Here is an 11,961-nt window from a genome sequence, read left to right as displayed (position 1 = left end):
ATGTCGATAGTGCTTGATACGCCTGTCGCCGTACGGCGTACCGCAATGGATCTGCTCGCACGTCGCGAGCACGGTCGAGTCGAGCTGACGCGTAAACTGCGTCAGCGCGGCGCTCCGCCTGAATTGATCGAAGCCGCTCTCGACCGTCTCACGGACGAGGGGCTGCTGTCCGAATCCCGTTACCTCGAAAGCTTCGTTTCCTACCGTGCCCGTTCTGGCTATGGTCCTTTGCGTATTCGCGAAGAGCTGGGTCAGCGTGGATTGCAGCGGGCGGATATTGAACTGGCGCTTCGCGAATGCGGAGTTGACTGGCGAGAAAAGCTGGAAGAGTCCTGGCAGCGCAAGTTTGGAGGGCAGTTGCCCAAGGATGCGCGCGAGCGAGGTCAGCAGATGAGGTTTCTGAGCTATCGCGGCTACCCGCCGGAGCTCATTAGCCGGTTGCTCAGTGGCAAGGGTGGGGATGATTACTAACGATTACTGTAAATACCTGTGGCAGCACGGCTTATCGACGGTGGTGGTGTGTCAGCTATGAAGATATGGCTGACACACCGCCACCGTCGGCAAGCCGTGCGGCTACAGGGGATCTGCAACATTAAGGGCAAGTCGTCTGCAACGGCTCGCGCCCATGGGCCTGTTGAGCCTGAACCGGCTTCGCCCAGTTCTCGCTCAGATTGATGTAATCAACCAATGCCCGCAGACGCCCATGATCGCGGCCATTGAACTTGAATGCGAGTCGGGTCAAGTGGCTGAACTGCTCTTCATCGTGCGCGTCCTGATGCCCGTACTGATGAAAATCATCGCTCAGACGCAGATCAGCGAATGCATGCTGCAGATGGGCCAAGGCTGTTTCGCTAAGCGCATGATGCATCCGGATCACGAAGGTGTTCTTCAGCCAGCGGCTTGAATGGAAGTTGCTGTAGAACTGGTTGATCTGCGCTACCGCTTCATCTGCGCTATAGACCAGCTTGAGCAGGTTCATGTCGGTGGCGAGGATATAGCGATTGGTCTCCAGCTCATTCTTGATGAAACTCAGTGCGCCCTGCCAGAACGTACCACCCGGTGCATCCAACAGAACGATCGGCACCAGCGGGCTTTTGCCGGTCTGGATCAGGGTCAATACTTCCAGCGCCTCATCCAGCGTGCCGAAACCACCGGGGCACAGCACCAGTGCATCGGCTTCCTTGACGAAGAACAGCTTGCGAGTAAAGAAGAAGTGGAAGGGCAGCAGGTTGCCGGTGCCATCGACTGTGGCATTGGCATGCTGTTCGAAGGGCAATGTGATGTTAAACCCAAGGCTGTAATCCAGCCCCGCGCCTTCATGGGCGGCGGCCATGATCCCGCCGCCGGCACCGGTGATGACCATCAGCTCGGCTGCGGCGAGTTTTCTGCCGAGCTCGCGGGCCAGAGCGTACATCGGATGTTCGATCGGCGTGCGGGCAGAGCCGAACACCGTGACCTTGCGACGGCCGCGGAATTGTTCGAGCACGCGAAAGGCATTGTCCAGTTCGCGCAGGGCTTGGAGGGTGATCTTGGCATTCCAGCGGTTGCGATCGTCCTGGGCCATGCGAAGGACGGTCAGCATCATGTCGCGGTAAAGCGGGAGGTTGGGGCTGTTGGGTGCAATGAGGTTGAGTTGTTCATCAATCTTGCTGAGGTCGATTCCGTTGCTCTGGAAGTGACGGGACAGCACATCATTGGGTACGTAAGGCATGCAGACTTTCTCCTTTTGCAGAATCAACGACCCTGTCCTGTAAGACGAGGTCACGATGCGTCCTGCATCGCTGCTGCTAGCCCCTCTCTGCGGAGGGTCCGGTTCGGTTGGCGACAGGGTGACGCCACACTGATTCTGCTTATGTCCTTGGTTGAAAAGAAAAAATATTGAGCGCAGCGACAGTGACAGGCAACCCCCTTTTGCCTCGAAAACATGACTGTTAGTAAAAAGCCAATGGCTTGATGATGTGCCCGAAACATCAATGCTGGCAATGCGAATTTACTGAAGGTGGCGAATGTTATCCCGCCCGTCGGCCCGCTCCGTCTACGGGCCTGCCTATGATTTACAGAATGACATGGCAAGGTAAACGGCATTGCAACCTGGATAGCGTTACCGCGTACTGAAGCCTTGAGATCCAGGCTTTCAGAAAGGCGTCGGCTGGAAGTCATCAAGGTGAGCTCGCGAAGCGTTCGTTGAATGCAGCCAACTCATGGAGGGATGAAATGGAAATCGTCAGACTGGAAGTCGATCAGGGTCTTTATCGCTCCCTGAGCGATTCTGTATGCAGAAGGCATTCGACTTTGGAGCAGGAGTGCATCAGGCGCCTGAGTCAGAACGGCAGGCGTTCTTATTATCTTCAGGCGCTGGTTGCCGAGTTGCGCCGAGGATCAACAACGGCGCACTGGGTCGTGACGGCGCGGGTTACTTCTTCTTCACAGGTGGTTTGGCGGCGCAATCGGCTGCGGTAATCTGCTGAGTGGTGATCGGGCGATCGGTCTTGTATTCGCGGAATTCGTAACGCAGCGTCGCGCCCTTGGCCATCAGTTGGCGATAGCCGGAGTTGCGGCAGACACTGGTGCCCAACTGACGACCGACCAGCTCAGGGTTCTCGCGCATCTGCTCGGCCTGACCGGCTTGCACGCTGAGGTGGTTGATCAGGATTTTCCCGTCGACGGTGTAGCCCTGGTCGAGGATGTCCTCACTGATTGCGTTTGGCTTTCCGACGTTGCTTTTCGCCGCGACTTGTTCCAGCTCTTTATTCAGTTCGTAATCCTGTTTGGACGCCGCGTGGGCGCACAGCGGAGCGACGAGCAAAAGCGTGAGGGTAGGGGCGATAAGGCGCAGCATTAGACTCTCCTGGGGCAGTGAACGTCGTTGGACCGGTTGCGACCGCTGGCGTTCACTGGTGACTTGGGGCTTTCAAGGCCAAGCAGTATAGGTGAGTCGCCTTGGCGGAGACCAGAGACTCGGCCGCTCTGATAGACTGCGCCGTCTTTTTGCCGCCGGATGTTTCTCGTGTCGCTTCCTCTCTGTTGCCCGATGCCGTCGTGCAGGTGCTACGCCTCATGAGCCACGCTGTCTCGCGTCTGCGAGCCGAACGGCTGGCCCGCAGCACCAGGCCTTTCGTCGCCCGTGGCTCCCGTGCACCGCGTTGCTCCGGATGTCGGGTGATTGAAAGTTATTGTCTATGCGCGTGGAAACCGACTGTTGCGGCCAGGTCGGCGGTCTGCCTGTTGATGTATGACACCGAGCCGCTCAAGCCCACCAACACGGGCTGGTTGATTGCCGACGTGATCAAGGACACCGAAGCCTTCAGCTGGTCACGCACCGAGGTGGATGAAAAGCTGCCCGCACTGCTGAACGATCCGCGGTGGCAGCCTTATATCGTGTTCCCCGGCGAGTTCGTCGCCGCAGAACGCGTGGTGACCGAGGTCAAGCTGGAGTCGGGCAAGCGCCCGCTGTTTGTCCTGCTCGACGCGACCTGGCCGGAAGCGCGCAAGATGTTCCGCAAGAGCCCGTATCTGGATCGACTGCCGGTGTTGAGTCTCGCGCCGGAGCAGATGTCGCGTTATCGCCTGCGCCGTTCGAAACGCGACGATCACTTCTGCACCGCCGAGGTCGCGGCGTTGTGCCTGGAGCTGGCAGACGATCGGCAGGCGGCCGGGGTACTGGATGCGTATCTGGATGTGTTCAGCGCGCACTACCTGGGGGCGAAGTTTCAGCTGCCGATCGACCCGGACGATGCTCCACATACCTATTTGAAAGCGTTTCTCCAGCTGAGTTGAGGTGAGGCCACCTACGGGTTTCGCGGCCTATCGGCCAAGTATCGCTCGGGCATGGGCCTCCCATTGGCCGCAACCGTTCCAGCGTCAACATCGGCAAAATCAGGGCCGCGGACTGTGCCGCAAAGCGTCAAACTTGACCACCCCGGCTTCGCTGGGCATCCTTGGCGCCGCACGGGCGTTCGAACGGCCTGCGTTGTCTGTTTTTGGCGCTGATGTGCCGTGTTTACAGGCTGGCATTCCCGGATGCCGTCGTGGGGGCTGAATCCGTCGGCGCCCACTTATAAACAGGATCATGAAATGACCTACGAAATCCTGATCGCCGACGACCATCCCTTGTTTCGCAGTGCCTTGCATCAAGCCCTCAGCCTTGGCCTGGGGCCCGACGCCAGGCTGGTCGAGGCGGAAAGCATCGCCGATCTGGAAGCGCGCCTGACCGAAAAAGCCGACTGGGACCTGGTCCTGCTGGACCTGAACATGCCCGGCGCGTACGGCTTCTCGGGGTTGGTGCTGTTGCGCGGTCAGTATCCGCAGGTGCCGGTGGTGATGGTCTCGGCCCAGGAAGAGGCTGCCGTGGTAGTCAAATCCCGCGAATTTGGCGCCAGCGGTTTCATTCCCAAATCCAGCTCACTGGAGATCATCCAGCAGGCCGTACGCAACGTGCTCGACGGCGACGTCTGGTGGCCAGCGCAAGTCAATGAAGCTGTGAGCGTCTCGCCGGAGGCCAAGGCCGCCAGCGAGGGGCTCGCCAGCCTGACCCCGCAGCAATTTCGCGTGCTGACGATGGTATGCGAGGGGCTGCTCAACAAGCAGATCGCCTACGAACTCAACGTGTCAGAAGCCACCATCAAGGCCCACGTGACGGCGATCTTTCGCAAGCTGAACGTGCGCACTCGCACCCAGGCGGCGTTGCTGCTGCAACAACTGGAATCGATTTCGCCGAACTGATGTGTCTGTTAGGCACTTTCCAAGGGCGTTCAGCGGCTGCTCTTCACATTTTTTTGACCGCCGCTGAACTAGCCTCCACCGTCTTCATCGATCAGTAGTTTCCTTTATGACCTCGCCTTTCAAGGGCCAGACCGGCCTTAAACGTATTCTCAATGCCTCGGGTTATTCGCTCGATGGCCTGACCGCCGCCTTCAAAGGCGAAGCAGCGTTTCGTCAACTGGTGTTGCTCAACGTCATCCTGATCCCGCTGTCGTTCGTGTTTCACGTCAGCCGCGGCGAGCGGGCGATTCTCATTGCAGTATGCCTGCTGGCGTTGATCGTAGAGTTGCTGAACTCGGCCATTGAAGCGGCGATCGACCGTATATCGCTGGAGCGCCACCCGCTGTCCAAGAACGCCAAGGACATGGGCAGCGCGGCGCAGTTCGTCGCTTTGAGCATGATCGCGGTGGTATGGGCGCTGATTTTGCTGGGTTGAGCGTTCTCTAATACCGATAGCCTTTCAGGCAATACTGGGCAGCACAATTTCGTCACTGCGGCGAACCCCGGCCGTGAACGCGCGGCACAGGTCGAGAAACTCCCGGATGGCCGAAGTCTGGTACTTCTGCTTGTGCCAGATGAAATAAAACTGACGCACCAGGTCCAGCTCGGGGGTTTCCACTGCCACCAGACTCCCCCGCCGAAAAGCATCGCGCAGCGCCAGTCGAGAAATACAGCCAATTCCCAAACCTGACTCCACCGCACGCTTGATCGCCTCGGTGTGCTCAAGCTCAAGGCGCACATTCAGGCTATTGAGGTGATGACGCATCGACTGGTCGAAGGTCAGCCGCGTACCGGAACCCTGTTCCCGCAGAATCCACGCCTCTTTGGTCAACTCAGCCAGCGTCGCATGACCGCGTTTGGCTAACGGATGCTGGGGGGCGCAGAACACCACCAGCTCATCTTCAACCCAGGTCTGCACTTCGATATCGGGATGGCTGCAGTCGCCTTCGATCAGACCCAGGTCGATTTCATAGTGCGCGACCTGCTGCACGATATTGGCGGTATTTTGCACATGCAATTTCACTTGGCTCTCCGGGTGACGCTGCATGAAGCTGCCAATCAGCAGGGTCGCCAGGTAATTACCGATGGTCAGCGTCGCGCCGACCGCCAGCGAACCAAAGCCTGACTTGCCGTTGAGCAAGTCCTCGATCTCTTTGGCTTGATCGAGAAGGGCGACCGCCTGCGGCAATAATTGCCGCCCCGTCGCGTTCAGGCTCAAGCGTTTGCCGGCGCGATCAAACAGCTGGCAACTGGACTGTCGCTCAAGTTCGGTGATCGAGGTACTGGCCGCAGATTGCGATAAAGACAGCTGCACGGCGGCGCGGGAAACGCTTTCCTGCTGGGCCACAGCGACGAACACTTGCAGTTGACGGAGAGTGAATCGCATATCTATATAACCGATAACCCATATCTTGATAATCCAGTTAACAGATATTGTGTCTGCCACTAGAATATCGCGCAATGGCGCCGTGACTGGCGCATGCAAATTTCAGGAGTTCCCACGTACCATGAGCAACATGAATCACGAGCGTGTCCTCAGCGTTCATCACTGGAACGACACCCTCTTCAGTTTCAAGTGCACCCGTGATCCAGGCCTGCGCTTCGAGAACGGTCAGTTCGTCATGATCGGTCTGCAGCAGCCAAACGGGCGCCCGCTCATGCGTGCCTACTCCATCGCCAGCCCCAACTGGGAAGAGCATCTGGAGTTCTTCAGCATCAAGGTGCCGGATGGCCCGCTGACCTCGCAGTTGCAACACCTCAAGGAAGGCGACGAGATCATCATCAGCAAGAAGCCTACCGGCACGCTGGTACTGGATGACCTCAAGCCTGGCAAACATCTGTACCTGCTCAGCACCGGCACCGGCCTGGCGCCTTTCATGAGCGTCATTCAGGACCCGGAAACCTACGAGCGTTTCGAGAAGGTCATCCTGTGCCACGGCGTGCGCTACGTGAACGAAGTCGCCTACCGCGAGTTCATCACCGAGCACCTGCCGCAGAACGAATTCTTCGGCGAAGCGCTGCGTGACAAGCTGATCTATTACCCGACCGTTACCCGCGAGCCGTTCGAGAATGAAGGCCGCCTGACTGACCTGATGCGCAGCGGCAAGCTGTTCAGCGACATTGGTCTGCCGCCGATCAACCCGCAGGACGACCGCGCCATGCTGTGCGGCAGCCCGAGCATGCTCGACGAAACCAGCGAAGTGCTGAACAGCTTCGGCCTGACCGTTTCGCCACGTATGCGCGAGCCGGGTGATTACCTGATCGAGCGCGCATTCGTCGAGAAATGACACTCAACCTGCTGGCGACAGTAGGTCTCGGATCGGACTCAATCGCGGATGAACTGCTCTCACATAGACTGTGGGAGCTGATTCATCCGCGAATAAGTCAGTACAGGCGACAGCAACTTGGCGTCTGAAAAAAACCGCCTGGAGGTCACGGACCAGGCGGTTTTTTTGTTTCTCCGCCAGCGCACAGCAGGAGGGTTGGAGGACGGGCAGCGGCGTCTCGGATCCTCGGCTACGGGTTAATGCTCAGCGCGACGGCAGCACTGCTATCACCGTGCCGCGTGCCGCATCGATATCCACCCTGAACATCGCCTGATCGCGCTGGCGGGTGAACATGCAGGTAAAAATGCTGGGCGAGTCATGGGGGAAGTACTCGAACCAGCTGTAAACGCCCGGTTCGACCTTGCCATTGATCAGCAGTTGATCGCTGACTTTCACCTGCTGTTGACGGTCGCCGGAGATCACGTAGAGGGTTGCATTCACGCCCGACTCGTCGGTGTTCCACAGGATGGCCAGGTGTTGCCGATCCGGCACCACGATCGCCAGCAACCCCAGGCGATGGGCAATGTTTAGAGGCTGCCCCTGCCAGCGCCAGCGCACGTCGACTACCCGGCATGGCGCCCATCCCTGAGCGATGATGCGGTCTACGGTCATGCTTTCGTCGATGACCTTGCTGTCCTCCCGGACTTCCTCAAAATCAGATATCACAGATTTTTACTCCGACGGCAGCACGCGGGGTGCGCCCACCACTTTTAGATTTTTGTCACCGACGAACTGCACCTGACGGACGCCGCCGCCGAAGTCTTCCAGGGGGCCGGTAATGCCACTGTACACCTTCTGGGGGGCGGTGGTTTCGAGGGTTACCACATGCGACACGTCCTCTTTGAATCGCTCGAGGATGACGAGTTTGTCCCGTGCGTAGGCCTGGCTGGGAACGGGGTCGGGTGTGCCGAAAGCACCGAACGCGGGCTTACCTCGAACGAGGGCTTCGGCCTGGCCCTTGGCGACGACCATCTGGTAGCGCGTACCGGCCGGCACCACCTCGGTGTTGACCATGGTGCCCTCAAGCCAGGCTGGCAGGTTGCCCTCGGCGGCCCAGGCCTCGTTTACCTGCGCGGCAGTGCGCACTTCCAGCACTTGGATCTGGCTGGCCAGGCGCGCGGCATTGCGCTCGGCACTCAGTCGGGCCATCTTCGGCCCGGCACCGAGCAGCGCCAACCCGGCGATGCCCTGCAACAGATCGCGATAACCAGGGCCGAGCCGATCCCCCAACTGGCCCAGCAGCTCCATGCCGCGGTAGACCGCCACACCAAATGCCGCGCCGGTCAACAGGACTGCCAGCCCGGCCACCGCCGCCAGAACCAGAGCGCCTGCGGCCGCCACCAGGCCCAACGCCTCAAGCCCGGAGTGCATCCAGCCCTCGATATCCAGCACGAATTCCATACGCAGCGTCGGTCCGCCGATGAATGTGTCCTGGCTACCGGATTTGATGTGCGCACCGCAGGTCATCTTGCTTTTCAGTCGCGCCGCCGGCTTGCCGTTGAAGAAAACCGTGGCGCTGCCTTCGGCGATGGTGACCGGAAACGGCCAATAGGGGTGGCCCATGGGAAATCCGCTGCACGAGGTTGAGATATCCTCGCTGGCACGCATGGCGTTGCGCAGGTTGATGAAGACATTGGGGCTGCCTCTGATGAGCGACCCCGTGGTGGGTTCGGGCAGATTGAAGATGGTCGAAAGCCCCTTGACCACCTGGAACGTCGACAACCCACCAGCAGCGATGGACCCCGCCAGAATCACTGCCGCCAGGCCACCGGTCGCCGCTGTCGCCGCAATGATGGCGGCGCCGACAAGAGCACCGGCGACTGCGCCAGCGAGCATGGCCGCGACGCCGAATCCATGGGCGACTTCATCGCCCAGCCGCGCTGCGGCTTGTGCATCCATGCTGAGCCTCCGCCCCGATGCGTGAGCGCATCTTCTGTGGGCCACTGGTTGGCGTGAGCGGCGGATTATCGAAGATAGGCCAGAGGCTAAGCAAGTTTCGCAAGCGCCCGTTCATTGAAGCTCGACGGTGGGAGTGGCTGCTTCACCCAAGATTTATCAGGCGCACAGTACGCAGCTCGCATGGTGCGCCGTTCGACGGACAGCCCCTACCGTGTCAGCTGGCAGCAGCGACGACTTCCAGCACGCATATGTGGCCCGGACGCGGGTAATGCCAGCGCACGTCCAGATCCCAGAATTGCGCGCCGTAGCGGCGTTCTGGCGCAGGCACTTGATAGGCGGGGCGCGGATCCTGAGCCAGGCACTGCTCGATCAGTTCCACCAACGGTTCGCCGAGACGCAGGGCATTTTCGCGGGCTTGTGACAGCGCGCTTTCATCCCAGGACACCGGGATCAGCCCAGGTGCCCCAGCCGCCATGCCGTTGCTGGCATTGGCGATAATGTCGGCGTAAGGCACGTAGGGTTTGACGTCCAGCACCGGCGTGCCGTCCAGCAGGTCGATCCCCGACAGCCACAAGCGACCTGCCTCGACCTTTTCCAGCTTGACCACCGATTGGCCTATGCCGTTGGGGCGATGGGTCGCCCGCGTCGCGAACACTCCCATAGATTGATTGCCGCCCAGGCGAGGAGGGCGCACTTTGAGGCGCGGTTTTTCTTCCAGTGCCTCATGAAACAGAAACAGCAGCCAGACATGACTGACCTGCTCCAAACCCTGGACCGCATCACCCTGATCGAACGGTGAAACCATTTCCAGCACGCCACGGGCCGCGGGCGCCAACTGTGGCTGACGCGGGATAGCGAACTTCTCCTTGAAACAGGAGCGCACGAAGCCGATGGGGGTCACGCTGTAGCGCTGGTTCATGCAGCCTGGCTCATCCAACGCCTCACAGCGCTCAACCGCGAACGCGCAGGGTCAGACCGCGCAGGAAATTGCGCAGCAGCTGGTCGCCGCACGGGCGATAGTTGTTGTGGCCGGCCTTGCGGAACAGGGCGCTCAGCTCCGGCTTGGACACTGGAAACTCGGCAGCCTTGAGGATTGCGTGCATGTCCTCTTCCTTGAGTTCGAACGCCACGCGCAGCTTTTTCAGCACGATGTTGTTGGTCATCGGCAGTTCGATCGGCAGCGGTGGACGGCTCTCGTCCTTGCCGCGCTTGAAGAACACCAGGCCGTCGAGAAAATGCGCCATGACCTCGTCACTGCAGGGCTCGAAGCCGTCTTCTTCGTCTTTCTTCATGAAGGCCGTGACCTGCGCCTTGGTGACGTCGATGCCGCCCAGCTTGATGATGTCCACCACTTTGGTATCGCTGATGTCGAGCATGTAGCGAATGCTACGCAGTACGTCGTTGTTCATCATGATGCGTATTTCCTGATCAATCGGTATGAGCGCGCGCGAAGTCCCGCGCGGCGCTGAAAAAGAGGGTTAGAACTTTTCTTTGTCGGTCATGTAGCGCCAGTGACCTTCCGGCACCTTGCCGATGGAAACGCCACCGATGCGGATCCGGCGCACGGAGACGACCTTCAGGCCCACGGCCTCGCACATCAGGGCGATGACGCCGGGCTGCGGGTTCTTCATGGCGAAGCGCAGGCGTGTTTCGTTCTGCCAACTGGCTTTGACTTTCGGCAATTCCTTGCCTTTGTACATCAGGCCGTGGTTAAGGCGGTTGAGGCCGTGAGCGACCATCTCGCCGTCAATCTCCACCACGTATTCCTGCTCGATCTTGCTGCGGTCATCGGTAAGCTTACGCAGGATCTTCCAGTCCTGGCTGAACACCATCAGGCCGCTGGCGTTGGCTTGCAGGGTCGAAATCGCTTCCAGACGCAGAAAGTGACCTTTGAGCGGACGCTTGCCGATGCTGTGCTCGGGCGACAAGGTGCCGGGTGTGATCAATGGCAGCGCATGTTCCGGGCTCATGCCAGCGGGCGCGTTGAACAGGAGGGTCACGGCTTGCGGGGTATCGGCCTTGGCCTCGGGGCTGAGCACGACGATCTGGTTCTCGACCTTGAATTGCGGTTCATCGACGACAACGCCGTCCACCGTCACCCAGCCGCCTTCGATGAACAGCTCGGCTTCGCGACGGGAGCAGCCGACCAGCTCGATTAGGCGTTTGGAAAGGCGAATGGGGTCAGTCATGAGAGAAGCCGTAACAGAAGGGAAAGGCGCCTATTGTACCCATGCAAGCACCGTTAATCGCTGCAACATTGAAAATGCTTCCTGAATCAGACTCCATTCGAGGGACTTTTCCGAGGGCGGCGTTGGTCTGCTCTTGATTCCCACTCTGTCTGGAGCGTTTTCGTGACCAAATGGCTACCCGCATTGCTGATGAGCGTCAGCCTGCCGCTGATGGCGGCACAGGCCCCGTCCTATGGCCCACAGCTGGAAGGTTTTCAGTACCCGTTTCCGGCAAAGAACTTCAGTTTCCAGTCCCAGGGCGCGCAGGTGCAGATGGGTTACATGGACGTCAAGCCGACCGGCACGCCCAACGGCCGAAGCGTGGTGATGCTGCATGGCAAGAACTTCTGCGGCGCGACCTGGGAGGGCAGCATCAAGGCCCTTACGGCCGAAGGCTATCGTGTGGTGGCGCCGGATCAGATCGGTTTCTGTCGCTCCAGCAAGCCAGCGGACTACACGTATTCGTTCGAGCAATTGGCGCAGAACACCAAGGCGCTGCTGACCGATTTAGGTATCGATCATGTGACCGTCGTCGGCCACTCCATGGGCGGCATGCTGGCGACGCGTTTTGCGCTGATGTATCCGGATCAGGTGGATCAGTTGCTGCTGGTCAACCCGATCGGCCTTGAAGACTGGAAGGCCAAGGGCGTGCCGGATCGCAGTTTCGATGACTGGTATGCGCGGGAGCTGAAGACCAGCGCCGAAAGCATTCGCAAATATCAGCAGTCGACCTACTACGCCAACCA

The 11,961-nt window shown here is 59.6% G+C and carries 14 protein-coding genes; 6 read left to right on the top strand and 8 right to left on the bottom strand.

Features of this window, described 5'->3' with window-relative positions:
* Positions 1-471: a recombination regulator RecX gene (gene recX, locus CE491_RS26670; protein WP_110951311.1), complete on the top strand. Its 471-nt coding sequence runs from the start codon at positions 1-3 to the stop codon at positions 469-471.
* Positions 472-592: 121 nt separating this feature from the next.
* Here recX and CE491_RS26665 read toward each other — a convergent pair whose 3' ends face one another.
* Together CE491_RS26665 and CE491_RS26655 are read right to left on the bottom strand one after the other, a co-directional pair.
* On the bottom strand, positions 593-1,711 hold the full coding sequence (locus CE491_RS26665; RefSeq protein ID WP_110951310.1) for an LOG family protein: 1,119 nt from the start codon (positions 1,709-1,711) through the stop codon (positions 593-595).
* Positions 1,712-2,413: 702 nt separating this feature from the next.
* Entirely contained in the window at positions 2,414-2,839 is a 426-nt protein-coding gene (locus CE491_RS26655; RefSeq protein WP_110951309.1) for a PA3611 family quorum-sensing-regulated virulence factor, read from the bottom strand.
* Between the two features lie 218 nt (positions 2,840-3,057).
* Between CE491_RS26655 and CE491_RS26650 the strand changes: the two genes are divergently transcribed.
* The 3 genes from CE491_RS26650 to CE491_RS26640 all read left to right on the top strand — a co-directional run bounded on the left by CE491_RS26650 (position 3,058) and on the right by CE491_RS26640 (position 5,197).
* Positions 3,058-3,777 carry a tRNA-uridine aminocarboxypropyltransferase gene (locus CE491_RS26650; protein WP_110951308.1) on the top strand — a complete coding sequence of 240 codons (720 nt, stop codon included), beginning with the start codon at positions 3,058-3,060 and terminating at the stop codon, positions 3,775-3,777.
* Between the two features lie 297 nt (positions 3,778-4,074).
* The gene (erdR, locus tag CE491_RS26645; RefSeq protein ID WP_110951307.1) at positions 4,075-4,722 is read left to right on the top strand and encodes a response regulator transcription factor ErdR; all 648 of its coding nucleotides are present in this window, start codon (positions 4,075-4,077) and stop codon (positions 4,720-4,722) included.
* Between the two features lie 106 nt (positions 4,723-4,828).
* Positions 4,829-5,197 (top strand): diacylglycerol kinase, encoded by a 369-nt coding sequence (locus CE491_RS26640; RefSeq protein WP_110951306.1) that lies wholly within the window; start codon positions 4,829-4,831, stop codon positions 5,195-5,197.
* Positions 5,198-5,221: 24 nt separating this feature from the next.
* On the opposite strand, the gene CE491_RS26635 is transcribed toward CE491_RS26640, so the two are convergent.
* Positions 5,222-6,148 (bottom strand): LysR family transcriptional regulator, encoded by a 927-nt coding sequence (locus CE491_RS26635; protein WP_199885261.1) that lies wholly within the window; start codon positions 6,146-6,148, stop codon positions 5,222-5,224.
* A gap of 121 nt (positions 6,149-6,269) precedes the next feature.
* On the opposite strand from CE491_RS26635, the gene fpr reads away from it, so the two are divergent.
* Positions 6,270-7,049, top strand: coding sequence for a ferredoxin-NADP reductase (gene fpr / locus CE491_RS26630; RefSeq protein WP_002554680.1), 780 nt, complete (start codon positions 6,270-6,272; stop codon positions 7,047-7,049).
* Positions 7,050-7,292: 243 nt separating this feature from the next.
* Here the strand turns inward: fpr and CE491_RS26625 are convergent, their stop codons facing one another.
* From CE491_RS26625 to CE491_RS26605, 5 genes are all read right to left on the bottom strand, one after another.
* Positions 7,293-7,754, bottom strand: coding sequence for a hypothetical protein (locus CE491_RS26625; protein ID WP_110951304.1), 462 nt, complete (start codon positions 7,752-7,754; stop codon positions 7,293-7,295).
* A gap of 6 nt (positions 7,755-7,760) precedes the next feature.
* Positions 7,761-8,987: a PAAR domain-containing protein gene (locus tag CE491_RS31090; protein ID WP_110951303.1), complete on the bottom strand. Its 1,227-nt coding sequence runs from the start codon at positions 8,985-8,987 to the stop codon at positions 7,761-7,763.
* Between the two features lie 214 nt (positions 8,988-9,201).
* Positions 9,202-9,906, bottom strand: coding sequence for a tRNA (N6-threonylcarbamoyladenosine(37)-N6)-methyltransferase TrmO (gene tsaA / locus CE491_RS26615; RefSeq protein WP_110951302.1), 705 nt, complete (start codon positions 9,904-9,906; stop codon positions 9,202-9,204).
* A gap of 31 nt (positions 9,907-9,937) precedes the next feature.
* Positions 9,938-10,399: a YehS family protein gene (locus tag CE491_RS26610; RefSeq protein WP_110951301.1), complete on the bottom strand. Its 462-nt coding sequence runs from the start codon at positions 10,397-10,399 to the stop codon at positions 9,938-9,940.
* Positions 10,400-10,465: 66 nt separating this feature from the next.
* Positions 10,466-11,176: an rRNA pseudouridine synthase gene (locus CE491_RS26605; protein WP_110951300.1), complete on the bottom strand. Its 711-nt coding sequence runs from the start codon at positions 11,174-11,176 to the stop codon at positions 10,466-10,468.
* A gap of 189 nt (positions 11,177-11,365) precedes the next feature.
* Here CE491_RS26605 and CE491_RS26600 point away from each other — a divergent pair.
* Positions 11,366-11,961 (top strand): alpha/beta fold hydrolase (locus tag CE491_RS26600; RefSeq protein WP_199885273.1); only part of this gene is annotated, 596 nt, incomplete at its 3' end.

This window comes from Pseudomonas bohemica, from assembly GCF_002934685.1.
GTDB lineage: Bacteria > Pseudomonadota > Gammaproteobacteria > Pseudomonadales > Pseudomonadaceae > Aquipseudomonas > Aquipseudomonas bohemica.
Note: the sequence above shows the minus strand (reverse complement) of the source record. Positions and strands in the feature narration are given on the sequence as shown.